Origin of the sequence: Sphingomonas phyllosphaerae (assembly GCF_036946485.1) — a bacterium.
Lineage (GTDB): Bacteria > Pseudomonadota > Alphaproteobacteria > Sphingomonadales > Sphingomonadaceae > Sphingomonas > Sphingomonas phyllosphaerae_E.
This window is the reverse complement of record NZ_JAQIJA010000006.1, coordinates 199,881-224,853: the sequence shown is the minus strand read 5'-3', so window position 1 is coordinate 224,853 and position 24,973 is coordinate 199,881. Positions and strand designations below refer to the sequence as shown.

Genomic DNA, 24,973 nt, shown 5'->3' with positions numbered 1-24,973 from the left:
GTCGATCATAGGCTGGCCGCTCCAATGCTGGATGCGGGCGGCGCATCGCTCGGTCAGCGGCCCGTCCGCTACCGCTCACGATGATGGCAAGGCCGCCATGCAGGCGCTGGGTTCACCAGCGTCCTCATGGCGGCCTTTTTCGTTTCCGGAGCATTGACCCATGGATTTCGAAGGCTTCGCAAAGGTCGATTTCGAGGAGGCGCTGGAACCCTGCGCGTTGGATGACGGCCCCGCCCTCCCCGACCGCCAGCATCTGGTGGTCGTCGGCAACGGCATGGCCGGTTGCCGCGCGATCGAGGAGCTGATCGCGCGCGACGCCGGGCGCTACCGCGTCACGATCTTCGGCGCCGAACCGCATGTGAACTACAACCGCATCATGCTTTCCCCGGTCCTGGCGGGCGAGAAGACCTTCGACGAGATCGTCATCAACGGCCACGACTGGTACGCCGACCACGGAATCGAGCTGATCGCGGGCGACCCGGTCGAGACGATCGATCGCGCGGCGAAGACGGTGACGGCACGGTCGGGGCGCAGCGTCGGCTATGACAAGCTGTTGCTCGCCACCGGGTCCGATCCGTTCATCATTCCGGTGCCGGGCAAGGACCTGCCCGGCGTCATCACCTTCCGCGACATGAACGACGTCGACCACATGCTCGCCGCCGCCGACAAGGGAGGCGACGCGGTGGTGATCGGCGGCGGGCTGCTGGGGCTGGAGGCGGCGCACGGCCTGTCGCTGCGCGGCATGAAGGTGACGGTGATCCACCTCGCCAAGACGCTGATGGAGCGGCAACTGGACGAATCGGCGGGCTGGCTGCTCAAGACCGCGCTGGAGGCGCGCGGACAGGTGATCCTGACCGAGGCGAACACCGCCGAGATCGTCGGCGAGCACCGAGTCGAGGGCGTGCGGCTGGCCGACGGCACGCTGATCCCCGCCAGCCTCGTCGTCATGGCGGTCGGCATCCGCCCGGCCACCGCGCTCGCCCGCACCGCCGGGCTGGAGGTGGGCCGCGGCATCAAGGTCGACGATCATATGGTCACGTCAGACCCCGACGTGCTCGCGGTCGGCGAATGCGTCGAACATGACGGGCAGGTCTATGGCCTCGTCGCGCCCCTGTGGGACATGTGCCGCAGCCTCGCCGACGGGCTGGTCGACCGGCACAGCGGCTATCGTGGATCGGTCACCTCCACCAAGCTGAAGGTGTCCGGGATCGACGTCTTCTCGGCCGGCGATTTCGCGGGTGGCGACGGCGCGGAGGACATCGTGCTGCGCGACGCCAGCCGCGGCATCTACAAGCGCGTCGTGGTCCGCGACGACCGGATCGTCGGCGCGGTGCTGTACGGCGATACCGCGGACGGCAGCTGGTATTTCGACCTGCTGAAGAAAGGCGAGGACGTCTCCGCGATCCGCGACGTGCTGATCTTCGGCCAAGCCTTCGCCTCCGGGGGTGGGCAGGCGGACCCTAAGGCGGCCGTTGCGGCGCTCTCGGACGATGCCGAGATCTGCGGCTGCAACGGCGTGACCAAGGGCAAGGTCTGCCAGTCGATCGTCGGCGGCGCGACCAGCCTCGACGCGGTGCGTTCGACCTGCAAGGCGTCCGCCTCCTGCGGCTCCTGCACCGGGCTGGTCGAACAATTACTGTCGATCACGCTGGGCGCGGATTACGGCGGCGAGCGCACCGTCAAGACGATGTGCAAATGCACCAGCTTCGGCCACGATGACGTCCGCCGCGAGATCGTCGCGCAGGACATGCGCTCGATCCCCGAGGTGATGCACAAGTTGCACTGGTCGACCCCCGACGGCTGTTCGTCGTGCCGGCCGGCGCTCAATTACTACCTGCTCTGCGCGCTGCCCGGCGAGTATAAGGACGACCAGCAGAGCCGCTTCGTCAACGAGCGGATGCACGCCAACATCCAGAAGGACGGCACCTATTCGGTCGTGCCGCGCATGTGGGGCGGCCTGACCAACCCGCGGGAGCTGCGCGCGATCGCCGATGTGGTCGAGAAGTTCAACGCGCCGATGGTGAAGGTGACCGGCGGACAGCGGCTCGACATCTTCGGGATCAGGAAGGAGGATTTGCCCGCCGTCTGGGCCGATCTCAACGCCGCCGGGATGGTGTCCGGCCACGCCTATGGCAAGTCGCTGCGCACGGTGAAGACCTGCGTCGGATCGGAATGGTGCCGCTTCGGCACGCAGGATTCCACCGGTCTGGGCGTCAAGATCGAGCAGATGACCTGGGGATCGTGGATGCCCCACAAGTTCAAGATCGCGGTATCGGGCTGCCCGCGCAATTGCGCGGAGGCGACGATCAAGGACTTCGGCATCGTCTGCGTCGACTCCGGTTATGAACTGCATGTCGGCGGCAATGGCGGGATCAAGGTGCGCGCCACCGATCTGCTCTGCAAGGTCGCCACCGAAGATGAGGCGATGGAGGTCTGCGCCGCCTTCATCCAACTCTATCGCGAGGAGGCGCGCTATCTGGAGCGCACCGCGCCGTGGATCGAACGCGTCGGGATGGACCACATCAAGTCCAGCCTGCTCGATGATCCCGACGCGATCCCGACGCTGGCCGCGCGCTTCCGCTTCTCGCAGCGCTTCATGCAGGACGACCCGTGGGAGAAGCGCGTCACGGGCGAGGATGCGCATCTGCACCAGCCGCTGCTGGTCGCGGCGCAATGACGGAGACGATCATGCAGGACTGGCTCGACATCGGCACTTTGGCCGACATCCCCGCGCAGGGCGCGCGCACGCTGACGCTGGACGGCACGCCGATCGCCGTCTTCCGCACCGTCGACGATCACGTCTTCGCGCTGGTCGATCGCTGCCCGCACAAGGGCGGGCCGCTCAGCCAGGGCATCGTCCACGGCCATGCGGTGGCCTGTCCGCTCCACAATTGGCGGATCGCGCTAGCCAGCGGCCGGGCGCAGGGCGACGACCATGGCTGCACCCCGACGCTGGCGGTGCGGCGCGACGGCGAGCGCATCCTGCTCGCCCGCCCCATGCCGCTTGCGGACGCCGCCTGAGATGGCGGCGCCGGTTCGCACCACCTGCGCCTATTGCGGGGTCGGCTGCGGCATCCTCGCGACGCGGACCGGCGAGCGATCGGTCGCGATCCAGGGCGATCCCGATCACCCCGCCAATCGCGGACGGCTGTGTTCGAAGGGTACGCATCTGGGCGAGACGGTCGGACTGGAGGGGCGGCTGCTGACCCCGATGATCGGCGACAAGGCGGCGAGCTGGGACAAGGCGCTCGACCTCGTCGCGCGCCGCTTTCGCGAGACGATCGCGCGGCACGGGCCGAACAGCGTCGCCTTCTACGTCTCCGGCCAGTTGCTGACCGAGGATTATTACGTCGCCAACAAGCTGATGAAGGGCTTCATCGGCTCGGCCAATATCGACACCAATTCACGGCTGTGCATGTCGAGCGCGGTCGCCGGACACCTCCGCGCGTTCGGCGAGGACGTGGTTCCCGCCGCTTACGACGATCTCGACGCCGCCGACCTGATCGTGCTGGTCGGCTCCAACACCGCCTGGTGCCATCCGATCGTCTATCAGCGGATCATGGCGGCGCGCGAGGCGCGCGACACGCGGCTGGTGGTGATCGACCCGCGCCGCACCGAAACCGCCGAGGGCGCCGACCTCCACCTCGCGATCCGCCCCGGCAGCGACGTGGCGCTGATGAACGGCCTGCTCGCGCATTGCCGGCGCGAGGGGCTGACCGACGACGGCCAGCTCGACGTGCCCGACGACTTCTGGGACGCGATCGCGCGCGACGGCGATCTATGGTCGACCGCGCGCACCTGCGACGTGCCGCCGGCCGACCTCAACCGCTTCTTCGAACTGTTCGCCGCGACGCCGCGCACCGTCACCGTGTTCAGCCAGGGGATCAACCAGTCGCTGCGCGGCACCGATCAGGTCAATGCGATCCTCAACGTCCATCTCGCGACCGGGCGCATCGGCAAGCCGGGCGCGGCACCCTTCTCGATCACCGGCCAGCCCAATGCGATGGGCGGCCGCGAGGTCGGCGGGCTCGCCACGACGCTGGCGGCGCACATGGATTTCGCCCCCGACAACGTCGCGCGCGTCGGCCGCTTCTGGGCCGCGCCGTCCATGGCGACCAAGCCCGGACTGAAGGCGGTCGACCTGTTCCGCGCCGTCGACGAGGGGCGGATCAAGGCGTTGTGGATCATGGCGACCAACCCCGCCGTCTCGATGCCCGACGCGACGCGCGTGCGCGACGCGCTGGCGGCCTGCCCGTTCGTCGTCGTCTCCGACGTCGTCGCGCGGACCGACACCAGCGATCACGCGCATGTCCGCCTGCCCGCCGCCGGCTGGGGCGAGAAAGACGGCACCGTCACCAATTCCGACCGCACGATCAGCCGCCAGCGCGCCGTGCTGCCGCTGCCCGGCGACGCGAAACCCGATTGGTGGATCGTCAGTCAGGTGGCGCGGCGCATGGGGTGGGCGTCGCACTTCGCCTATGACCGTCCCGCCGATATCTGGCGCGAACATGCCCGCCTGTCGCTCTATCAGAATGGCGGCGAGCGACTGTTCGCGCTGCCGGGTCACGCCGGGACGAGCAACGCCGGCTATGACGCGATGACGCCGTTCCGCTGGGGCGGGACGCCGTTCGCCGACGGCCGCTATCCGACCCCGACCGGTCGGGCGCGGCTCGTCACGCCGCAGCCGGCCCCGATCGCCGCTCCGCTGAAGCAATGGCCGATGACGCTCAACACCGGCCGCTATCGCGACCAGTGGCATACGATGACCCGCACCGGGCTTAGCCCCAAGCTGGCGCGCCACCGCGATGAGCCACTGGTCGAAGTCCACCCGTCCGATGCCGACGCGCTGGGCCTCGTCGACGGCGGGCTGGCGCGCGTCGCCACCCCGCAAGGCGCCAGCCTCTACCGCGTCGCGCTGAGCGAGGGGCAGCGCGTGGGCGAGCTGTTCGTGCCGATCCACTGGACCGACCATGTCGCGAAAGGCGGCCGCACCGGGCTGCTGTCGCGTCCGCTCGTCGATCCGCATTCGGGGCAGCCCGGCTTCAAGGCGACCCCCGCCGCCATCACTTCGGTCGCTACGGAGTGGCGCGCCTTCGCCATCCTGCGCACCAGCGCGCCGCCGCCGCTGCCCGATGCCCTTTGGGCGACGCGTGTCGCGGTGCCGGCGGGGTGGATGATCGAACTGGCCGGCAACGGCGACCCCGCCGCGTTGCAGGCGTTGCTGCCATCCGGCGAGCGGGTCGAGGCGCAGGACCGGGCGCGCGGCACCTGGCGCGCCGCCGTGCTGGAACAGGGACGCCTCGCCGCCTGCCTGTTCCTCGCGCGGGACGGATCGCTGCCGCCGCGCGACTGGCTGATCCGGCAGTTGGGCGAAGCCGCCGGGCCTGCCGTCCTTGCCGGCCGCGCACCCGGTGCAGCCGTCGATCGCGGCCCGATCGTCTGCGCCTGCTTCGATGTCGGCATGAAGACCATCGTCGCCGCCATCGCCGAACAGCGGCTGACCGACGTCGCCGCGATCGGCAAGGCGCTCGGCGCCGGTACCAATTGCGGCTCGTGCCGCCCCGCGCTCGCGCGCCTCGTCACCGACCATCAGGAGATCGCCGATGCTGCCGTCCGTTGAAATCGCCCCCGGCACGGTCTGGCTGGTCGGTGCCGGCCCCGGCGACCCGGACCTGCTGACCCGCAAGGCCGAGCGGCTGATCCGCGCCGCCGACGTCATCTTCTACGATGCGCTGGTCGGGCCGGAAGTGCTGGCGCTGGCCGCCCCGACCACCGAATGCCTGTCCGTCGGCAAACGCTCGGGCCGTCATTCCAAGGCACAGGAGACGATTAACGACCTGATCCTGGCGGCCGCGAAAGCGGGGCGGCGCGTGGTGCGGCTGAAGGGTGGCGATCCGTCGATCTTCGGCCGCTCCGCGGAGGAAGCGGCGCATCTTTCGGCACATGGCGTTCCGGTGCACATCTGCCCCGGCATCACCGCCGCCAGTGCCGCCGCCGCGTCGAGCGGCGTTTCCTTGACGTTGCGGGGGCTTGCGCGATCGCTGACCTTCGTCACGGCCCACGCCCGCAACGGCGAGCCGATCGATCTGAACTGGCCGGCGCTGGCACGGGCGGACGGCACGCTCGCCGTCTACATGGGCCGGGCCGCGGCGGGCGAGGTGGCGACGCGGCTGATGGCGGCGGGGCGCGATCCCTCGACCCCGGTGCTGATCGTCGTCAACGCCTCGCTACCGCACGAACGGTGCATCCGCGGCCGGCTCTCGGCGCTCGCCTTCCTGGTCCAGACGATCAGCGACGATGACCCGACGCTGCTGCTGATCGGCGAGGCCGTCCGGTCGGGCGGCGCGCCCGACGCGGTGGCGGTCGCCGCCGCGCGTCCGTGCGAAGCGTCCGCGGCATAAAGGGGAGTCACGACGATGCCGGGAATGATGTACCGCGACTTCCTCCGTCCGCCTGCTTCCGGGTGGACGCGGTTCTTCGGTTATACCGGTGTGTGCTGCTCGATGGTGGTGGCGGCGGCGCATTTCTTCTGAAAACGCGCGCCCGCGCTCAGGCGGCGCGCACGTAGAACAGGTGCGGTCCCACCTTCGCCACCTTCGTCATCGTGTCGCGCCAATACGGCACCATCCAGTCGGCATGATAATGGGTGGCGCGGCCCACGCCCGCGAAGACGCGTCCGGCCAGCGCCCCTTTCGCGATCCGCCGCGCCGCCGCCCAGCCATAGTGTCTGGTGCGCCGTTTGACCGATCCGTCACAGGTGAAAGAGAACTGGCAGCCCGTCGTGCGATCGAACCCCTGGTAGACGACGCCGCAGATCGTGCGCGGAAAGCCGGGGGCACGCGAACGGTTGAGAACGACCTGGATCACCGCGCGTTGCCCTCGTGGGTCGTCGCCCACCTCGTAGAGGGCGGCCGTGGCGAGGCAGTCGACCGCCTGCGCGCGTTCGGCCGGGCCGCCGCGAAAGCGATAGGGCGCGGCGCTGACGCGCGCTGTGGCGACGATGGGGACCTTGGCGTTGGAGGTGCGCGCCTCCGCCATGGTCATCTGTCCGGTGCGCTTCGATTCCGGCGCGATGGCGTCCGTATCCAGAAGACTCGCCACGATCGCGAGGGCGGCCACGACGAAGATGAGCAGGAGCCATCGCTCCGCCGCGACGTCACGCCGCGCCGGGCGACGGTTCGAACGACGTGATGTTCGCCGGGATGCCATCACCCACAATCATCTGCTTCAATACGATTTCGGGCGCTCCGCCTACGCCGACGGGGACGGACTTCCAAGCCGGGCAAAATCAGCGGGCATCAAAGCCTGTCCAAAAAAAGCTGCGGGGTTGCGCAACCGCATGCGTATGGCAGCATGAGGATGGAGCAAGCGATGCACGACCCCGTCGACCATGGACTGACCCGACTGACCGCGCTGCGCGGGCCGCCGGCACTGGACGGGATCGAGGCCGAGGTGTTCGCCACGCTGGACGAACGGGCGCGCCAACGCGGCGCCGGGCGGGCCGCGGGCATGTGCTCGGTGGCGGTGGCGTTGGCGATCGGACTTGCGGGCGGCACGATGCTGGCCCCACCCGCGCTTGCCGCCGGTCCGCTGGGCATCGATGCGGCGCTGGCCCCCTCCACCTTGCTGCTCGGCCGATGAGCGACACCGTGCGACGCCTCGCGCTGACGATGGTGCTCGCCTTCCTGGCGGCATTGGCCGGGGTATGGGTCGGCTGCCGGCTGATGACGACGCGGATGCAGCACGGCACCGAAGTCCATGCGCTGCTGCACGGCGAGGTCGCGCTCGACCGGCAGCAGGAAGCCGCGCTCGACGTGCTGGAGGCGCGCTTCGCGGTGCGTCGCCGGGCCCTGGAGGCGCAGATGCGCGCCGACAACGCGCAGCTCGCGGCGGCGATCGAGCAGGAGCATGACAACGGGCCGGGGGTGGCGGCGGCGGTCGATCAGTCGCACCGCACGATGGGCGCGCTGCAGAAGGCGACGCTGGAGCATGTCTTCGCGATGCGGCGGTTGCTGCGGCCCGATCAGACCGCGGCCTTCGACCGGATCGTGGTGCGGGCGCTGACCCCCGCTTCGTGAGCGCCGGGCTCGACGCGCTGGACGATGCCGGGCTGGTGGCGCTGCACCGCGCCGGGCAGCGCGCGGCATTCGGCGCGCTGATGGCGCGCCACAAGCAACCGCTCTATCGCCTGATCGTCGCGCAGACCCGCGACGCCGAGGACGCGCTCGATCTGTTGCAGGAGACGTTCGTCGCCGCACATGGCGCGCTGGCGCGCTTCGACGCCGATCGCTCGCTGCGCGCATGGCTGGCGCGGATCGCGATCAACAAGTGTCGGGACTGGCAGCGACGACGACGTGTGCGGCACTTTCTGGCGCGGGTGCTGCCGATCGAGGCGGGCGAGCGCGTGCCCGATCCGACGGCCGGTGTCGAGGCACAGGCGATCGACCGCGACGAACTGGCGCAGACGCTGGCCGACATCGCGCGACTGCCCGCCGGGCTGCGCGAGCCGCTGCTGCTGTGCACCGTCGACGAACTCAGCCATGCCGAGGCCGGCGAGGCGCTGGGGATCACGGCCAAGGCGGTCGAGACGCGCATCCGCCGTGCGCGTGCGGCGCTGTCGGCACGCAGCACGGTTTCGTGAGGGGATCGCGCGCGGCGCGCGTATGTAGGGCATGATCGACGCCATGCCCCGCCTTACCCGACGCCAGTTCTTCCGCGACGCCGGCCTCGCCGGGGGCATGGCGGCGCTGCCGTGGTTCCCCGCCTGGGCACAGCCGGTGTCCGCCGGGATCGCGACCCCGCTGCCAAGCGTATCGGGCACCGACATCGCGCTGACGGTAGCACATCAGATGACGATGATCGACGGCAAGCCGCTCCACACGATCGGCATCAACGGCACCGTGCCCGGCCCGTTGATCCGGCTGCGGCAGGGCCAGACCGCGCGGCTGACGGTGAACAACATGCTCGACGAGGAAACGTCGATCCACTGGCACGGCCTGCTGGTGCCGTTCCAGATGGACGGCGTGCCGGGGATCAGCTTCCCCGGGATCGCGGCGCGGTCCAGCTTCACCTATGAATTCCCGGTCGTACAGGCCGGGACCTATTGGTATCACAGCCATTCCGGCCTGCAGGAACAGATGGGGCATTACGGCCCGATCGTCATCGATCCGGAGGGCGCCGATCCCGTCGCGTCGGATCGCGAGCATGTGATCGTGCTGTCGGACCATAGCCCGCTGCATCCGCACACGATCTTCCGCAAGCTCAAACAGCAGGGCGGTTACTTCAACTATCAGAAGCAGACGCTCGCCGGCCTGCTCGCCGGGCGCGACCAGCCCGCCAGGCAGCGCGCGGCATGGGGCAAGATGCGGATGGACCCCACCGACGTCTCAGACGTGACGGGCTCTACCTACACCTACCTCGTCAACGGCCACGGCCCTGCCGACAATTGGACGGCGCTGTTCGCGCCGAGCGAGCGCGTGCGCCTGCGCTTCGTCAATGCTGCGGCGATGACGATCTTCAACGTGCGCATTCCGGGGCTGAAGATGACCGTCGTGCAGGCCGACGGGCAGAACGTGCGCCCCGTGCCGGTCGACGAATTGCAGATCGCGGTCGCGGAGACCTATGACGTGATCGTCGAACCGGCGGAGCCGCGCGCCTATACGTTGGTGGCGGAAAGCTGGGACCGGTCGGGCATGGCGCGCGCGACGATCGCGCCACACGTCGGGATGGCCGCGCCGGTCCCCCCGTTGCGTCGCCGTCCGCTGGCCACGATGAAGGACATGGGCATGGGCGACATGGGCGCTACGGGCCACGCTCACGGCTCCGCCGCCTGCGCGCCCGAACATGCCGCGATGGGGCATTGTACGCCGGGCGACGCCGCACCGATGGCGATGGACCACAAGATGCGCGACTTCGCCAACGCACCCGGCCTGCCACGCACGCCGACGGTGCAGACGGTCGCCCCGATGCCGATGGATCGCACCGGCGAGCCGCCGCAGGGGCTGGCCGACGCCGGGCACCGCGTGCTGGTGTATCGCGATCTGGTCGCGCTGGAAAAGAACCCGGACCTGCGCGCACCGTCGCGGCAGTTGCGCATCCACCTGACCGGCAACATGGAACGCTATATGTGGGCGTTCGACGGCGTGAAGCTGAACGAGGTCAAGGAACCGATCCCGTTCCGCGCCGGGGAGCGCTTGCGCGTGACCTTGGTCAACGACACGATGATGGCGCACCCGATCCACCTGCACGGCCACTTCTTCGAACTGGTGACCGGGCATGGCGATCACAGCCCGCGCAAGCACACGATCAACGTCGCCCCCGGCGGCACCGCGACCTTCGACCTGACCGCGGATGCGGTCGGCGACTGGGCGTTCCATTGCCACCTGCTCTACCACATGCACGCCGGGATGATGCAGGTCGTCACCGTCCGCCCCGACGATATGCCGGAGGCGGCCGCATGAGCGCGCTGGCGATGACGCTGTCGGCGCTGCTCGCGGGCGGGCAGATGCACGACATGGCGAACATGCCGGGGATGCAGATGCCGGCGAAGCCCCAGCCTGCCGCCCCGGTCCGCAAACGACCGGCGCGGCGCGCGGCACCGGCGGCGTCCGCGGAGACCATGCACGGAATGGACATGAGCGCGCCGGCCGGCGCCTGTTCACCCGAACATGCCGCAATGGGGCACTGCAAGGTCGCGACGCCGGCGCCCGCCCCTGAAGCAGCCACCGACGCCTGCCCCCCCGAACACGCCGCCATGGGACATTGCACCCCGGCCGCGGCGAAGCCCGAAGTGGACGTCGCCGCCCCCGCCGGCACCGACCAGCCGGCCGGCGACGCCCCGCCCCCTGCCCCGCCCGCGGACCGCGCAGCGGCGCGCTTCTACGATCCGGCCGCGATGGCGCAGGCCGATCGCACGATGCGCGCGATGCACGGCGGGATGCGGTTCAGCCAGGTGATCTTCAATCTCGCCGAGGCGCAGGTCCAGCGCGGCCGCGACGGCTATCGCTGGGATGGCGAGGGCTGGTTCGGCGGCGATATCGACCGGCTGGTCGTCAAGAGCGAGGGCGAGGGCGGGTTCGGCGACCGCGTCGACGACGCCGAAGTGCAGGCGCTGTATGCCAGGGCGCTCGATCCCTACTGGAACCTGCAAGCCGGCGTGCGGCAGGATCTGGGGGCCGGCGCGCGGCGCAGCTATGCGGTGGTCGGCGTCGAGGGCCTTGCACCTTACTGGTTCGATGTCGAGGGCGCGGTGTTCCTCTCCGACAAGGGCGACGTGCTGGCGCGCGGCGAGGCGTGGTACGATCAACGGATCACGCAACGCGCGATCCTGCAACCGCGCGTCGAGCTGAACCTCGCTGCGCAGGACATGCCCGACAGCCGCATCGGCGCGGGCCTGTCGTCGGCGGAGGTCGGCGTGCGCCTGCGCTACGAGCTGCGTCGCGAAGTCGCACCCTATGTCGGCGTGTCGTGGGAGCGGCGCTATGGCGCGACGGCGCGCTATGCGCGCAGCGACGGCGAACGCACCGGCGGCATCGCGCTGGCGCTGGGCGTGCGCGCCTGGTTCTGACGCCTGGCGGAACGACGATCGTGCGCCACGACGACATCCGTCGATCGACCCTCCTGAGCTGGCGCTCTGGCATCTGTCGGAGGATCGTCACGCGTCCCCGAAAAGGTCTTGCCGCCCGCCATCGCTGCGGCGATGAGCGCGGTGGTCCGGCGAAAGCTGCAGGCCAGCCTGTATCGCCGCTTCTGTCGCATGAATCCGTGCGGCACCGATCGTCGAGCAAGGGACCATGAATGGGCGCAACAATCGCTGCCGCATCGATTTCGACGAGAGGCCGCTCCGCCAAACCGGCCGCCGCCACGCGGCCGCGCCTGCAGAGCATCGACGCGCTGCGCGGTCTGGTGATGGTCGTGATGTTGCTGGATCACGTCCGCGAGACGTGGTTCGTCCACGTGCCCGTCGCCGATCCGATCGACGCGCGGATCGCGCCGGTCGCGCTGTTCCTGGCGCGGCTGCTGGTGAGCATCTGTGCGCCGGTGTTCGTCGCACTGACCGGGCTGGGTGTCTATCTGTATCGCGCCAACCACAGCCTGGCCGAGACGACGCATTATCTGCTCACGCGCGGTCTGGTGTTGATGGCGTTCGAGATCCTCTATCTCTCCGAGCTTTATTGGGGGATCGCCGCGCCGACCCTATGGCTGCAGGTGATCTGGTGCATCGGTGTGTGCATGATCGTACTGGCGGCACTGATCCGGTTGCCGCACCGCGCGCTGGTCGCGATCGGGCTGGTCATCGTGTGCGGGCACAACCTGCTCGACACGATCCGTTTCGCGCCCGACGACGCCTTGTTCATCCCCTGGGCGCTGCTGCACCAGCGCGACGCCATCGTGCTGCCGATCGGGCTGACATTAAAGACCACCTATCCGGTGCTCGCCTGGATCGGCGTGATGCTGCTCGGCTACGGCATCGGCCCGTGGTTCCTGCCAGGCGTCGACAGCCGCGAGCGGCAGCGGCGCTTGCTGCGGCTGGGCGTCACGATGATGGTTGCGTTCCTGGTGCTGCGCGCGATCAACGTCTATGGGGACAAGCCGTGGTTCGTGGTCGCGGGCGATCCGCTGCGCACCGCGATGAGCTTCTTCGCGATGACCAAATATCCGCCGTCACTCCTGTTCCTGTTGCCGACGCTCGGTGCCGGCGCATTGCTGCTTATGTTGTGCGAGCGGTTCGGTGAGGCGCGGATCTTGCCCGCGCTGGCGGTATTCGGGGCCGCGCCGATGTTCTTCTATCTGTTCCACCTGACGATGTTGCGCGTCCTGTATCACGGCGCGCTGGCGATCTACGGCCCCAATCAGGGCACCGTCTTCGGGGTCGGCAGCTATGGCTGGGTGCTGCTGTGGTATGTCGCGCTGATCGTGCCGCTGTATATTCCGACCGTCTGGTTCTCGCGCCTGAAAAAGCGCCGGCGCGACATCACCTGGCTGAAGTATCTCTGATGACGGGATGCGCGCCGCACGCGATCGCGATACTTGTTCCCCGCCGGTTTGGGGGCTGCGCGCGTCTCGACGTGCTGCGCAGGGCCGGCATGATCTCCGATGGCCGACGTCCGGCCGAACTCAACGCGGCGCGGCAGCCCGGCGATCGCGTCAAGGTGGTGCCGATCCCATGAGCCAAGCCCGTTATGATGTCGTGATCGTCGGCGGTGGCCATGCGGGGGCGGCGGCGGCGATCGCGCTGCGGCAGGAGAAGTTCGCCGGCTCCATCGCCGTCATCGGGGCAGAGCCCGAGCTTCCCTACGAACGTCCGCCGCTGTCCAAGGAATATCTGGCGGGCGACAAGCCGTTCGAGCGCATCCTGATCCGTCCCGCCGCGTTCTGGGAAGAACGCGCGGTCGCGATGCTGCTTGGCACGCGCGTGGAAGCGGCCGATGCGGCGGCGATGACGATCCGCACCGACGACGGACGGACGATCGGTTATGGCACGCTGATCTGGGCGACCGGCGGCGAGCCACGGCGGCTGACCTGCGACGGCCATCATCTCGACGGGCTGCACACCGTTCGCACGCGCGCCGACGTCGACCGGCTGCTGGCCGAACTGCCCGACACGCGCGACGTGGTGATCGTCGGCGGCGGCTATATCGGTCTGGAGGCAGCGGCGGCGCTGACGAAGCTCGGCAAGTCGGTGACGCTGGTGGAGGCGCTGGACCGCGTGCTGGCACGGGTCGCGGGCGAGCCGCTGTCGCGCTTCTACGAGGCGGAGCATCGCGCGCAGGGCGTGCGCGTGCTGCTGGGCGCAGCGGTGCAATGCATCGAGGGCGACGCCCGCGTCAGCGGCGTGCGGCTGGCGAGCGGGGAGGTGCTACGCGCCGACATGGTGATCGTCGGGATCGGCATCATTCCGTCGGTCGCGCCCCTGGCCAAGGCGGGGGCGGTGACCGGCAACGGCGTTGTGGTCGACGAATGCTGCCGCACCACCCTGCCCGACATCTACGCCATCGGCGACTGCGCCGCGCACGGCAACCGGTTTGCGGACGGCGCCACGATCCGGCTCGAGTCCGTCCAGAACGCGAACGATCAGGCGAGTGTGGTCGCACGCACGATCGTCGGGCGGGAAGCCGTGTACGACGCGGTGCCGTGGTTCTGGTCGAACCAATATGACCTCAAACTACAGACGGTCGGGCTGGCGTCCGGCTTCGATCAGGCGGTCGTGCGCGGGAGGCCCGAGGAACGGAGCTTCTCGGTGATCTACCTGCGCGCGGGACGCGTCATCGCGATCGATGCGGTCAACGCGGTCCGGGACTACGTCCAGGGTCGCGCGCTGGTGCTCGCGGGGACGCAGGCGCCGGTCGAGGCGCTCGCCGACAAGACGCGGCCACTCAAGGAACTGGCGGCCGAGCGACCGGCATAGTGCGTCGACGGCGTGCGCCGGCCCATCTCGCCCCCTCCGAAAACGGCACACCATCATCCATAGGCGTCCTGCCGCAGCCGACCGGTGGCGCGTAGCAGCGCCGCCTGCGCCACCAGCACATCGGCGCGGGCCGAGGCCACCGCGAGTTGTGCGCCACGGAAGCTCTGATCCGCGACGAGGATGTCGATCGTCGAACGCAGGCCGAAGCCATATTCGGCGCGCACGCCCTTCAGCGCCAGATCAGCCGCGGCGAGCCCCTCGATATTGGCGCGCAACCGTGCCTGTGCCGCGGTCAGCGATGCCCAGGCGGCATCGACCGAGCGCATGGCTTCCCGCGCGGCGGCATCCGCCTGAAATCGCTCGGCGCGCGTAACGGCCTCGGCCTGGCGGATGCGCGATGGCACGAGGCCGCCGGTCAGCAGCGGCACGCGCAGCGCCACGCCGAGCGACGCCGCCGCATCGTACCCGCGCAGGTTGCCGTCCGTCAGGCGGGCACCGCGACCATAGCCGCCGTCCAGGTCGAGCGACGGCGCCCGCTCCGCCCGCGCCTGATCGATGCGTGCCGCCGATGCTTCGACGATGCGGCGCTGCTGGAGGAGCAGCGGGTTGCCGGCCTCCGCCGCGCGGCGCGCCTCATCACGGCTGGCGGGCAGCGCGGCCGGCACCGCAATGCCAGCGGACAACGCGCCCGCATCCCGACCGACGGCGGCGCGATAGGCGGCGGCGGCGGTGGCCAGCGCCCCTTCCGCATCGGCGAGGTTGGCGACCACCGTCGCACGCTGCGCCTCCAGTTGCGCCACGTCGGTCCGCGTCGCCTGCCCCAACTCGAACCGCGAGCGCGCCTCCGCCACCTGCGCATCCAGCCGCTCGATCCCGACACGCGCGACCTCCACGGCCTGCTGGTTGAACAGCAGGTCGGCATAGGCGGCGACGACCCCCTGCAGGATCGCGGCCTCCGTATCGCGCAGCGCCTCCGCCCCGGCGGCGACGTCCGCACCGGCCGCGCGCACCGCGGATCGCACGCGACCGCCGGTCCAGATCGGCAGCGCCGCGGTGAGCGAGGCAGCACCGGCATTGCCATAGCCGAGCCGGTCATATCCCCCGCTTCCGCTGGCGGACACCGTCGGCCGCCCGAGCGCGCGCGCCTGTTCGGGTGTCTCCTCCAGCGCCTCCTGCCGGGCGCGGGCGGCGGCGAGTTGCGGATTAGTGGCGTAGGCCGCGGCGATCGCCTCGCGCAGCGTTTCCGCCGACACGGGCACCGCGAGGCATAGCGCGGCGACGGAGACCAGCCACTTAGTCATGACGCAGCGCCCAGGCGGGGGCAGCGCGGCTGGCGCGCAGCGACTGGCCGAGCACGGTCAGCACCGCGATTGCCAGCGCAAGCAGGCTGGCGGCGACGAAATACAGAGGCGACAGTGCGATCCGGTCGTCGAACCCCGCCAGCCATGTCCGCATCGCGACGAACGCCAGCGGCCAGGCGAGGAGATTGGCGATCAGCACCGGCCGCAGGAACTGCCCGACCAGCAGCCGCACGATGTCGGTGGACGAGGCGCCGAGTGCCTTGCGGATGCCGATTTCCTTTATCCGCCGCTGCGTATTGAACGAGGCGAGCCCCCACAGGCCCACGCAGCCGATCACCACCGCGAGCCCGGCACCGATCCCGAAGAGGCGGGTGGCGCGTTCGTCGGCTTCGTAATAGCGCTCCAGTCGCGCATCGGCGGACTTGCCGGAGAAGGGCACCTGCGGCGCCATGCGCAGCCAGATCGCACGCACTCCGGCGAGCGCTTCCCGCGGATCACCCGTCACGCGCAACGACGCGACGGTCACGAACGACGGCTGATCGGACCTGTAGTAATAATAGGTCGGGAACAGCGGATCGCGGGGCGAGCGGAAGCGCAGGTCGGGCACGACGCCGATGATCGTGCGGGGCCGGTCGCCCCCCACGGTCTTGCCGATAGCGTCCTGCGGCGTCGCGAAGCCCAGCGACTTCACCGCCATGTTGCTGATGATGATATTCGCGGCCGTGCCCGCCGGTCGCTTGCTGTTGTCGTCGGCGCGGTGCGCGTCGTCGAACAGCCGCCCGGCGAGCGGCTTCACGCCATAGGACGAGAAGAACCCGTGACCGACGTCGACCCAGTTGAGCAGCGGTCCGAAGCCGGCAACGCCCGGCAACGGCACATTGTCGCTGCTGGACGTGCCGCTGCCGCCCACCCCGGCATTGGAGATGCCGATGTCCACCACGCCCGGCACGCGGCGGAACGCATCGACGATTGCCCGCGCGCGCGCCGGGCCGATCTGGCCGTCCGAAAGGCCGCCCACGATCAGCAATCCTTGTCGTTCGTATCCGACATCCGCATGCCGAACGTAGCGGGTCTGTGCGACCAGCACCGCCGTACCGATCATGAAGGCGATGGCGAGACCGAATTGCACCACCACCAGCGCCTCGCGCGTTCGTGTGCCCGCGCGCCCGCCCCCGGGCGAGCGCGCCGATGCCAGCACCGATGCCGCGGGAAAGCGGGCCAGCAGGACCGCCGGGTAAAAGCCGGCGGCGATCCCGACGACCAGCACCAGCAGCGCCAGCGCGGGCACGACGGTCAGATACGGAACGGTCAGCGACAGGCCGCCGGCCGCATTGACCATCGGCAATCCCAGTTCGGCGATGATGAGCCCGAACAGCGCGGCGATCGCCACGGTCAGCATCGCTTCGCCCAGAAACTGCCGGATCAGCATGACGCGATCGGCGCCCAGCACCTTGCGCATCGCGACCTCACGCGCCCTCAGTCCGGCACGGGCGGTGGCGAGGTTGATGTAGTTCACGATCGCGATCAACAGGGTCAGAACCCCGACCAGGCCAAGCGTCACCACCGTCAACCGCGACCCTTCTCCCATGTCGGGCGTCAGATGCGCCTGATCGATGGGAAGCAGCGTGAGGCCGATATGATGCGGGTCCATGTCGTTGCTGACATGCCGCGCGATGAAGGCGGGCATCTTCTGTTCGAAGGCACGTGCCGCGGCAGGCGTCTCGAACCGCAGATAGGTAGACAGCGCCGTGCTGCCCCAATGTAGCCATTGGGGATTGGGCGGTGTTCGCGGCAGCGGGACGAGGATCGTGAAATGGCGTTCGGTGTTGGCCGGGAGATCGCGAAAGACGCCGGCGACACGGTAACGAAGCGGTCCGTTGGCATTGATCGTCATCGATTGGCCCACCGGATCGCTGCTGCCGAAATACTTGCGGGCAAGGCTTTCGCTGATGAGCGCGCCGGTCGGCGTCGACAGCGCCAGCCGCCCGTCGCCACGGACCATCGGCAGGTCGAATACGTCGAAGAAGCTCGGGTCGACCTGCGCGACATCCTCACGGGTGGCGATGCCATTGCGGATGACGCTGCCACCGCCCTCGCCGCCGTTCACGCGCGTGCCGACGACCCGAAAGTCCTGCCGCATCTCGTCCAGCAACCCGCCCATCGATTCGGGTTGAGGTCCGTTGTACGGATTGCCCGGCAGTTTCCACACCGTCTGGACAAGGTAGATCTGGTCATGCTTGGGCAGCCACGTCTCGAAGCTCGTCTCGAACCGGACGTAGAGCGACAGCACCAGGAACACCGCGATGCCCACCGCCAGCCCGCCGATGTTGAGCGCGGCATGGAGCTTGTGGCGGGTCAGCGAGCGGTAGAGCGACAGCAGGGCGAAGCGGTTCATCGGCGTGGCCCAATCACATCGCGCGCATGGCGCTGGCGACGATGCGGCCGTCGAGCATGTCGATGCGGCGCTTCGCCAGATCGGCATGGCTGGGCGAGTGGGTGACCATCACGATCGTCGCCCCCTCGTCGTTCAGGCCGGTCAGGATGTTCATCACCTGCTCCCCGTTGGCGGTGTCCAGGTTGCCGGTCGGCTCGTCGGCGAGGATCAGTTTCGGGGCGCCGACGATCGCGCGGGCGATTGCCGCGCGCTGTTGCTGACCGCCCGACAATTGATGCGGATAGTGGCGCGCGCGGTGGGCGATGCCGACCTTGTCCATCGCCGCGGCGACGCGCGCCTTCCGATCGCCTGCGTCCCGGCGATAGGCGAGGCCGAGCGCGACATTCTCCTCGATCGTCAGTTCGTCGATCAGGTTGAAGCTCTGAAAGACGAAGCCGAGCGTCGAGCCCCGGAACTTCGCCAGCTCCTTCTCGTCCAGCGCGGCGAGGTCGCGGTCGCCGAACAGGTAACGGCCGCCGGTCGGGCGATCGACGGTGCCCAGCGTGTTGAGCAAGGTCGATTTGCCGCAGCCCGATGGCCCCATGATGGCGACGAACTCGCCCGCTTCGACGTGCAGGTCGATGTCGTGGAGCGCGGTGGTTTCGACATCGTCGGAAACGTAGCGGCGCTGGATGTTCTCGAGACGGATCATAAAGGGTCTTTCAACAGATGTTGATGATGTCGCCTTTGATCGAGGCGGTGTTGCTGGTGACGATGCGTTCGCCGACGCGCAGGCCCGACAGAATCTCGACCTGTTCGGGATTGCGCCGTCCGGTCTTCACGGTGCGGCGGCGGGCATGGGCGCCATCGGCGTCGAGGACGAACACCGACGATCCACCGCCCGATTCCAGCCAGCCGCCGACCGGTGCGACCAGCGCCGGCGCCGTGCTGCCCAATGTGATGCGGATATCGAGCGTTTGCCCACGGTTCAGGCCCGGCGGTGCGCGGTCGAAGGTCAACTCGACGCGGAACCGCCCGTCCTTCACGGCCGGCAACACCTTGGACACGGTCAGGCGCATCTCGCCGGCCGACGCCTTCTGCCCCACCGCGACGCGGCCGAGGAAATATTCGTCGACATCCGCCTCCAGCTTCCACGATCCTTCGCTGTCGACCTGCCCCGCCGCGTCGCCGGGCTTCAGCGTCTGGCCGGGCTGGATGACGAAGTTGGTCAGTCGCCCACTCGCCGGTGCGCGGATCACCAGCGCGTCTAACCCGGCGCGCACCGCCGCCAGGTTGCTCTCCAGCCGCCCACGCGTGTCGTCCAGCCGCCGCCCCTGCGTCGCGGTGATCCGCGCCTCCGCCGCACCGCCCGATTGCAGCTGCGCGAGCCGTCGTTCCTGATAGGCGGCTTCTTCGGCGAAACTCTTCACCCCGGCGTCTGCCACAAAGCCCTGGTCGTGCAATTGCTGCCGGATGCCGAGTTCGCGCCGCGCCTTGATGAGATCGTAGTTCGCCTGCGCGATCTGCCCGGCGCGATCGAGGCGGTTGCGCTCGATCCCCAGATTCTCGCCTGCCACGCTGCCCAACTGGCTCGCGATCTGCGCCTCGCGCGTCAGCACGTCCAGCTTCAGCGTCGGATTGGCGAGCGTCGCCAACGGCTGGCCGGCCACCACCATCGCGCCATCCTGAACCGAGAGCGTCTCGACCTGCCCGCCCGCCAGCACGCCGACCAGCGTCGTGATGCGCGGCGCGACGGTGGCGCGCACCGGCAGATAGTCGGCGAAGGGTGCGCGCTCGACCAAGCCGGTTTCGATGTCGGTCGCCGCGATGTCGGTCGATCCGCTCGCCGGCAGGAACCGCCACACCAGCATCGCCGCCACGACGATCGCCACCGCCACCAACGTGCCCCGCCGTCGCCACCACGCCTTGGGAGACCGCTCGATCCGGCGATCCATTGCGGCACCGGCGGAAGCAGTTGCGTGTACGGGCTGTTCGGTCATCATGCGGACAATGTCGCCCGGAACAGTCGAAAAACCTAAGTCACTATGACGAACGATTTTTATCAGATGCTTCGGCAAGCGACCGTCCGGAGCCGGACATGGTGTCCGTGGATGGACAGTCGCAGCATGTGTCAAGACCGGCGACGATCCTGCTGGTGGACGACAATCCGGCGGTGGCGCGCGCGATGGAGATCGCCTTTCGGCTCGCCGGCCACCGGCTCGACACCGCGACCGGGCCGGAGGAGGCGTTCTCGCGGCTCGCGCTCGCCCGCTACGACGCGATCCTGCTCGACATGAACTTCGGCCCGAACGAATCGAGCGGCGAAGAGGGGCTGGCGTGTCTCGCCAGGATCATGGCGGACGATCCCGCCGCCTGTGTGGTCGTCATCACCGCGCACAGCGGCATCCGCATCGCGGTGGCCGCGATGCAGGCGGGGGCGCGCGACTTTGCGATGAAGCCGTGGCGCAATGCCGAGCTTGTCGCCAAGGTGGAGGCGGCGATCGCGCGCGGCAGAACAGCTGCACCAGCCGTCCCAGCTGCCGCGCCCGCGCCCACCGGGGAGCCGCCGGCGCACCTGCTCGGCGACAGTGCGGCGATGCACGGCTTGCGCGATCTGGTGCGCCGGATCGGCCCGGTACCAGCCGGCGTCACGATCACCGGCCGGCCCGGCAGCGGCCGAACGCTGACCGCGCTGGCGATCCACGCCGCCTCTCCCCGCGCCGCGACCGCGCCCGCCCGGGTCGATCTGCGCGACATGGACGCGTGGAGCCGGTTGGACGGGGCGAGCGGCACGGCCATCCTGCGTCACCCCGACGTGCTCGATCCCGTCGCGCAGACCCGATTGCTGGATCGCATCCCGGCAGACCTGCGCTGCATCGCCATCGCCGACAGTACCGCGCCCTTTCTGCCCGCACTCCGGCGACGGCTGGCGACGGTAGAAGTGGCGGTGCCGCCGCTGCGCGATCGTGACGACGATGCCATCCTGCTCGCCCGGCACTTCGCACGCACCGCCGCGGAGCGGTTCGGACGACCGCAAGCACGGCTGACCGGAGCGGCCGAGACAGCGATCCGCGCGGCGGCCTGGCCGGACGAGGTGCGTGGACTGGCGCTGGCGGTCGAGCGCGCCGTCCTGCTCTCGAACGACGGCGTCATCGATGCCGCTGCGCTGGCCCCACCCGCTCCCGTCGTCCCCACCCCGACCGAAGCCACGCCCGACATTCGCTTTGACCTGACCGATGCCGAGCGGGCGATGATCGAGGCCGCGCTCCGCGAACATCGCCATAACGTCACCCACGCCGCCACCGCCCTGGGCCTCAGCCGGGGCGCGCTTTATCGACGCATGGCGCGCTATGGGCTCTAGGCGGCGCTGGGTCGCGATCGGCGCGGCGCTCGGCCTCGTCGCCTGCGGCATCGCCGCGACGATCGCCTGGCAAGCCGGCCTATGGGGTCTCCTGACCGGTGCCATCCTCGTTTCCCTGTGGCTCGCCGCGCTCAACTATTCGACGGTGGTCCGGCCCCGCGGCGCGGCGGCACCGATCGTTTCGGCCGGTGCCGACGCTCAGGCGATCGTGCTGCGCGTCCTGCTCGACGCCGCGCCGACCCCGCTGCTGGGGATTGAGGGCACGACCGGCCGAGCCCTCAATCGCGCCGCGCGGCAATTGTTCGCGACCGACGACCATGTTCTTCCTTTGCCGACCGAACTGGCTGATCCCTGCGCTACCCACTTGCGCCACGAAGGCCGCAGTTGGCGGATCGACCGGGTGACGGTGACGGGTGGCGGCGATGTCGCCGCGCTGATCGACATCGAGCAGGAGGAGCGCGTTGCCGAGGCACGCGCTACCGCCGACCTGATCCAGGTGCTGGGCCACGAATTGCTCAACGGCCTCTCCCCGATCGTCTCGCTCGCCGATAGCGGAGCGGCGGCGATCGAACGTCCGGTGGTCGACATCGACTTGCTGCGCGAGATCCTCGGCACCCTGTCGCGGCGTGCGGAGGGGTTGCAGCGGTTTACCGAGGGGTATCGGGCGCTCGCCCGGTTACCGGCGCCGACGCGGGCACTGGTGCGATTGCGGGAGATGGCGGACGATCTGGCGCGGTTGTTCATCGGCCGTTGGCCAGCGGCTTCGCTGTCGATCGAGGTAGCGGACGATCTGTGCTGGCCACTCGACCGTGATCAACTGGATCAGGCCATATGGGCGCTGCTCCAGAACGCCGCCGAGGCCGCCGACTCCGATACGGACGCTAGAGTAACGCTGCGCATGTACATCACCGCCACCGGTCTCACGATCGAGATCGAGGACGCGGGCGCGGGCGTGCCGCCCGACGCCGCCACGCGCATTTTCCGTCCCTTCCACACCACCAAGCCGGACGGCACCGGCATCGGCCTCAGCCTCGCCCGGCAGATCGCGCTGGCGCACGGCGGCACGCTGACGCTGCAATCTCACGCGCCGACGCGATTCCGACTGACCCTTTCATAGCCGATCCGGTATTTGAGTTTTGCTTCGAGAAGGCGATTTCCGACACTTTATATCGAATTATCACGCAGAGACGAGGCATCAGGGAAAGCCGCGACATCAGGCGCGGACTTTCTTCTTTACGTCGAACCGCCCGACTCAAACAGCGGCGCAGTGCCGCGCGATGAAATCGGCATGGGCGGGCATGTGGCCGATCGCGGCGTGTGTCACGGCCGCGATCCGCTCCAACCGCGCCCGCACCTCGTCTAGGGGCATCCCAGCCGCCAGCGGATCGTAACCGTCGGCCGTCCGCCCCTGTCCGTCCATGACAGCCAGCCAACTGGTTTTTGTGAACAACTCGTCCCCCTCGCGATACACGCGGCCGGTCCGCGCGTAGATCGCCAGCCGTTCGGACAACGCTTCCGGGATCGGCATCGTGGCGAGCCTGCGCCAGTATTCCGTATCGCGTCGCTCGGTCGCATGAAAATGCAGGATGAGGAAGTCGCGGATGCTCTCGAACTCGGCGGTCATCAACCGATTATATCGGCGCGTGTCCGCAGGCTCGAACGCGCGCGTCGGCAGCATCTCGAGCATGCGGGCGATCCCGGCCTGGATCAGGTGGATGCTGGTCGATTCCAGCGGCTCCATAAAGCCGCTCGCCAGCCCTAGCGCGACGCAATTGCCGATCCAGAACCGATCCACCCGACCGGTGCGGAAGCGGAGTTGCCGCGGCTCGGTAAGCGGTTCGCCATCGAGATTCGCGAGGAGCGTCGCGATCGCTTCGTCGTCGGACAGATGCCGGCTGGCATAGACGTGACCGTTGCCGACACGATGCTGCAACGGAATGCGCCATTGCCAGCCGGCACTTTGCGCGGTGGAGCGTGTATAGGGTGTCAACGGACCAGTGTTGGCGGTGGGGATTGCGACGGCACGATCGTTGGGCAGCCAATGGCCCCAATCCTCGAACGTTGCGCCCATCGCATCGGCGATCAACAGCCCGCGAAATCCGGAGCAATCGATGAAGAGGTCTGCCGCAACGCGTGAACCGTCCGCCAGAACCACCGCGGCGATGAAATCGCGCGAGCCGCTCCGTATCACTTCGACGACACGCCCCTCGCGTCGAACAACACCGGCCGCTTCTGCCTTGTCGCGCAGGAAGCGCGCGTAGAGCGCGGCGTCGAAATGAAAGGCATAGCCGATGTGTGCGAGCGGCGTGTTGCCGGGCTGCGGCGGCATGAACCGTCCGGCGCGCGCCGCGATCGCGCAGATCGAATAGGACTCCAGCGGCTGTGCCTCGCCCGCCACGTGCAACCGCTGCCACATCGCCTCGAACGGCACCGCGCCCTTGTCGATGCCGTACACGCCGAACGGATGGAAATAGCGGTGCCCGCGCCGCCGCCAGTCGACGAACTCAATGCCGAGCTTGAATGTGCCCTGCGTCGCACGGACGAACTCGGCCTCGTCGATTCCGAGCAGTGCGTTGAAGGCCTGGATCGGTGGGATCGTCGCCTCGCCGACGCCGACGGTGCCGATCTCCTCGGATTCGATCAGCGTGATCGCAGGGCCATGTGGCCCCAGAACCCGCGCCAGCGCGGCCGCCGCCATCCAGCCGGCGGTGCCGCCGCCCACGATGGCGATACGCTGTAGCGGCGTGTTGTCGGTCATGCGTCCATCCGGCATTGCAGGAACAGATTGCCGGTCAACCGGCCTTGGCGCGGATCCGCCGCCCCGTGGGGCAGCGTCGTGATCCATCCGGAATGGAGCAGTGCCGCGCGGTAGAGCATCAGCCGGTCGGGCAACGCCGCTATGGTCTCGATTGCCTCGAACCCGTCGTCCTCACCGATGCAGTACCGTCGCGGCGGAGCCGGATCACGTTCACGCGCCGCTTGGTAGACCGGCAGCCGCTCGGCATCGACCGTCTCGAATCCGGTCGCGCGATGACGGAAGAAGGCGGTGCCATCGCGATTATCCGGCGACAGGAAGTGAACGCTCGCGAATTGCAGCCGATCGGCGGTGTCGACATGCGGCACGCGCTGATCCGCGGTCAGTCGTTCCGGCGTGGTGGTGACGAGCGAGAAATTGCCTCGCGCGCGGACCGGACGAACCGGGCAGCCAGTGAAATGCGTCGCGATCAACGGCAAAATACCGTGCACCATCGCGTCGATATAGGCGACCGGCGCGGTACCCAGCAGGCCGGGATAGCCGCTGCCGACTTCGGCCGCCGGCACGAACGCGGCACGATCGGCAGCGAAAGCACGCAGCGCGTCGACCTGCCCCGTCGCACAGTCGACGACGAGCACCGGCTCCCGCTCCGTGCCGACATGGTGCACGGTCAGGGTCGCGCCTGGGGCAAATGCCAGATCATGCCGAACCGTCACCGACGCCCCTCCCTCGAGATAATGCCGGCCTCTCCCTATCAGGAAAGGCCGGCAGGGGT

Annotated in this window: 20 protein-coding genes; 13 read left to right on the top strand and 7 right to left on the bottom strand. The window is 69.0% G+C overall.

The genetic code is table 11. The features are described 5' to 3' along the window. Positions 1–160: 160 nt before the first annotated feature. The 4 genes from nirB to cobA are packed head-to-tail and all read left to right on the top strand — an operon-like array spanning position 161 to position 6,401. Positions 161–2,677, top strand: a complete 2,517-nt coding sequence (nirB, locus tag PGN16_RS16820; protein WP_335310524.1) for a nitrite reductase large subunit NirB — start codon at positions 161–163, stop codon at positions 2,675–2,677. 11 nt (positions 2,678–2,688) lie between these two features. Then, on the top strand, positions 2,689–3,021 hold the full coding sequence (gene nirD / locus PGN16_RS16815) for a nitrite reductase small subunit NirD (protein ID WP_335310977.1): 333 nt from the start codon (positions 2,689–2,691) through the stop codon (positions 3,019–3,021). 1 nt (position 3,022) lies between these two features. Continuing rightward, on the top strand, positions 3,023–5,620 hold the full coding sequence (locus tag PGN16_RS16810; RefSeq protein WP_335310523.1) for a molybdopterin-dependent oxidoreductase: 2,598 nt from the start codon (positions 3,023–3,025) through the stop codon (positions 5,618–5,620). After that, a complete protein-coding gene (gene cobA, locus PGN16_RS16805; RefSeq protein WP_335310522.1) occupies positions 5,604–6,401 on the top strand; it encodes a uroporphyrinogen-III C-methyltransferase in 798 nt (265 codons plus the stop codon). The genes PGN16_RS16810 and cobA overlap by 17 nt, the downstream gene beginning before the upstream one ends. 148 nt (positions 6,402–6,549) lie before the next feature. Here the strand turns inward: cobA and PGN16_RS16800 are convergent, their stop codons facing one another. Further along, positions 6,550–7,119, bottom strand: a complete 570-nt coding sequence (locus PGN16_RS16800; RefSeq protein WP_335310521.1) for a cell wall hydrolase — start codon at positions 7,117–7,119, stop codon at positions 6,550–6,552. Between the two features lie 252 nt (positions 7,120–7,371). Between PGN16_RS16800 and PGN16_RS16795 the strand changes: the two genes are divergently transcribed. The 7 genes from PGN16_RS16795 (at position 7,372) to PGN16_RS16765 (ending at position 14,407) form a co-directional block, all read left to right on the top strand. Beyond that, the gene (locus PGN16_RS16795) at positions 7,372–7,641 is read left to right on the top strand and encodes a hypothetical protein (protein ID WP_335310520.1); all 270 of its coding nucleotides are present in this window, start codon (positions 7,372–7,374) and stop codon (positions 7,639–7,641) included. Continuing rightward, positions 7,638–8,078 (top strand): periplasmic heavy metal sensor, encoded by a 441-nt coding sequence (locus PGN16_RS16790; RefSeq protein WP_335310519.1) that lies wholly within the window; start codon positions 7,638–7,640, stop codon positions 8,076–8,078. The genes PGN16_RS16795 and PGN16_RS16790 overlap by 4 nt, the downstream gene beginning before the upstream one ends. Continuing rightward, a complete protein-coding gene (locus tag PGN16_RS16785; protein ID WP_335310518.1) occupies positions 8,075–8,641 on the top strand; it encodes an RNA polymerase sigma factor in 567 nt (188 codons plus the stop codon). The genes PGN16_RS16790 and PGN16_RS16785 overlap by 4 nt, the downstream gene beginning before the upstream one ends. A 31-nt stretch (positions 8,642–8,672) precedes the next feature. Then, positions 8,673–10,460, top strand: a complete 1,788-nt coding sequence (locus PGN16_RS16780) for a copper resistance system multicopper oxidase (protein ID WP_335310517.1) — start codon at positions 8,673–8,675, stop codon at positions 10,458–10,460. Next, positions 10,457–11,566 (top strand): copper resistance protein B, encoded by a 1,110-nt coding sequence (locus PGN16_RS16775; protein WP_335310516.1) that lies wholly within the window; start codon positions 10,457–10,459, stop codon positions 11,564–11,566. The genes PGN16_RS16780 and PGN16_RS16775 overlap by 4 nt, the downstream gene beginning before the upstream one ends. 230 nt (positions 11,567–11,796) lie before the next feature. After that, positions 11,797–12,996: a DUF1624 domain-containing protein gene (locus PGN16_RS16770; protein WP_335310515.1), complete on the top strand. Its 1,200-nt coding sequence runs from the start codon at positions 11,797–11,799 to the stop codon at positions 12,994–12,996. Between the two features lie 169 nt (positions 12,997–13,165). After that, positions 13,166–14,407, top strand: coding sequence for an NAD(P)/FAD-dependent oxidoreductase (locus PGN16_RS16765; RefSeq protein WP_335310514.1), 1,242 nt, complete (start codon positions 13,166–13,168; stop codon positions 14,405–14,407). A gap of 53 nt (positions 14,408–14,460) precedes the next feature. Here the strand turns inward: PGN16_RS16765 and PGN16_RS16760 are convergent, their stop codons facing one another. The 4 genes from PGN16_RS16760 to PGN16_RS16745 are packed head-to-tail and all read right to left on the bottom strand — an operon-like array spanning position 14,461 to position 20,082. Continuing rightward, a complete protein-coding gene (locus PGN16_RS16760; RefSeq protein ID WP_335310513.1) occupies positions 14,461–15,708 on the bottom strand; it encodes a TolC family outer membrane protein in 1,248 nt (415 codons plus the stop codon). Continuing rightward, complete coding sequence (locus PGN16_RS16755) at positions 15,701–18,103, bottom strand: ABC transporter permease (RefSeq protein ID WP_335310512.1); 2,403 nt, start codon at positions 18,101–18,103, stop codon at positions 15,701–15,703. The genes PGN16_RS16760 and PGN16_RS16755 overlap by 8 nt, the downstream gene beginning before the upstream one ends. A 13-nt stretch (positions 18,104–18,116) precedes the next feature. Further along, positions 18,117–18,794 carry an ABC transporter ATP-binding protein gene (locus tag PGN16_RS16750; RefSeq protein WP_335310511.1) on the bottom strand — a complete coding sequence of 226 codons (678 nt, stop codon included), beginning with the start codon at positions 18,792–18,794 and terminating at the stop codon, positions 18,117–18,119. 10 nt (positions 18,795–18,804) lie between these two features. After that, positions 18,805–20,082 (bottom strand): efflux RND transporter periplasmic adaptor subunit, encoded by a 1,278-nt coding sequence (locus PGN16_RS16745; protein ID WP_335310510.1) that lies wholly within the window; start codon positions 20,080–20,082, stop codon positions 18,805–18,807. Positions 20,083–20,180: 98 nt separating this feature from the next. Here PGN16_RS16745 and PGN16_RS16740 point away from each other — a divergent pair, with 98 nt between their 5' ends. Together PGN16_RS16740 and PGN16_RS16735 are read left to right on the top strand one after the other, a co-directional pair. After that, positions 20,181–21,443 carry a sigma-54-dependent transcriptional regulator gene (locus PGN16_RS16740; protein WP_335310509.1) on the top strand — a complete coding sequence of 421 codons (1,263 nt, stop codon included), beginning with the start codon at positions 20,181–20,183 and terminating at the stop codon, positions 21,441–21,443. Then, on the top strand, positions 21,433–22,560 hold the full coding sequence (locus tag PGN16_RS16735; RefSeq protein WP_335310508.1) for a sensor histidine kinase: 1,128 nt from the start codon (positions 21,433–21,435) through the stop codon (positions 22,558–22,560). The genes PGN16_RS16740 and PGN16_RS16735 overlap by 11 nt, the downstream gene beginning before the upstream one ends. Before the next feature lie 135 nt (positions 22,561–22,695). Here PGN16_RS16735 and PGN16_RS16730 read toward each other — a convergent pair whose 3' ends face one another. Both PGN16_RS16730 and PGN16_RS16725 read right to left on the bottom strand, forming a co-directional pair. Then, a complete protein-coding gene (locus PGN16_RS16730) occupies positions 22,696–24,201 on the bottom strand; it encodes a tryptophan halogenase family protein (RefSeq protein ID WP_335310507.1) in 1,506 nt (501 codons plus the stop codon). Further along, the gene (locus PGN16_RS16725) at positions 24,198–24,914 is read right to left on the bottom strand and encodes a DUF6445 family protein (RefSeq protein ID WP_335310506.1); all 717 of its coding nucleotides are present in this window, start codon (positions 24,912–24,914) and stop codon (positions 24,198–24,200) included. Before PGN16_RS16725 ends, PGN16_RS16730 begins: the two co-directional genes overlap by 4 nt. Between the last annotated feature and the right edge of the window lie 59 nt (positions 24,915–24,973).

What these genes read in the sequence shown, in the direction of transcription:
- nirB (WP_335310524.1), top strand. Translation starts at nt 161, where the DNA reads ATGGATTTCGAAGGCTTCGCAAAGGTCGATTTCGAGGAGGCGCTGGAA.
- nirD (WP_335310977.1), top strand. Translation starts at nt 2,689, where the DNA reads ATGCAGGACTGGCTCGACATCGGCACTTTGGCCGACATCCCCGCGCAG.
- PGN16_RS16810 (WP_335310523.1), top strand. Translation starts at nt 3,023, where the DNA reads ATGGCGGCGCCGGTTCGCACCACCTGCGCCTATTGCGGGGTCGGCTGC.
- cobA (WP_335310522.1), top strand. Translation starts at nt 5,604, where the DNA reads ATGCTGCCGTCCGTTGAAATCGCCCCCGGCACGGTCTGGCTGGTCGGT.
- PGN16_RS16795 (WP_335310520.1), top strand. Translation starts at nt 7,372, where the DNA reads ATGCACGACCCCGTCGACCATGGACTGACCCGACTGACCGCGCTGCGC.
- PGN16_RS16790 (WP_335310519.1), top strand. Translation starts at nt 7,638, where the DNA reads ATGAGCGACACCGTGCGACGCCTCGCGCTGACGATGGTGCTCGCCTTC.
- PGN16_RS16780 (WP_335310517.1), top strand. Translation starts at nt 8,673, where the DNA reads ATGATCGACGCCATGCCCCGCCTTACCCGACGCCAGTTCTTCCGCGAC.
- PGN16_RS16775 (WP_335310516.1), top strand. Translation starts at nt 10,457, where the DNA reads ATGAGCGCGCTGGCGATGACGCTGTCGGCGCTGCTCGCGGGCGGGCAG.
- PGN16_RS16770 (WP_335310515.1), top strand. Translation starts at nt 11,797, where the DNA reads ATGGGCGCAACAATCGCTGCCGCATCGATTTCGACGAGAGGCCGCTCC.
- PGN16_RS16765 (WP_335310514.1), top strand. Translation starts at nt 13,166, where the DNA reads ATGAGCCAAGCCCGTTATGATGTCGTGATCGTCGGCGGTGGCCATGCG.
- PGN16_RS16760 (WP_335310513.1), bottom strand. Translation starts at nt 15,708, where the DNA reads ATGACTAAGTGGCTGGTCTCCGTCGCCGCGCTATGCCTCGCGGTGCCC.
- PGN16_RS16755 (WP_335310512.1), bottom strand. Translation starts at nt 18,103, where the DNA reads ATGAACCGCTTCGCCCTGCTGTCGCTCTACCGCTCGCTGACCCGCCAC.
- PGN16_RS16750 (WP_335310511.1), bottom strand. Translation starts at nt 18,794, where the DNA reads ATGATCCGTCTCGAGAACATCCAGCGCCGCTACGTTTCCGACGATGTC.
- PGN16_RS16745 (WP_335310510.1), bottom strand. Translation starts at nt 20,082, where the DNA reads ATGACCGAACAGCCCGTACACGCAACTGCTTCCGCCGGTGCCGCAATG.
- PGN16_RS16740 (WP_335310509.1), top strand. Translation starts at nt 20,181, where the DNA reads ATGGTGTCCGTGGATGGACAGTCGCAGCATGTGTCAAGACCGGCGACG.
- PGN16_RS16735 (WP_335310508.1), top strand. Translation starts at nt 21,433, where the DNA reads ATGGGCTCTAGGCGGCGCTGGGTCGCGATCGGCGCGGCGCTCGGCCTC.
- PGN16_RS16730 (WP_335310507.1), bottom strand. Translation starts at nt 24,201, where the DNA reads ATGACCGACAACACGCCGCTACAGCGTATCGCCATCGTGGGCGGCGGC.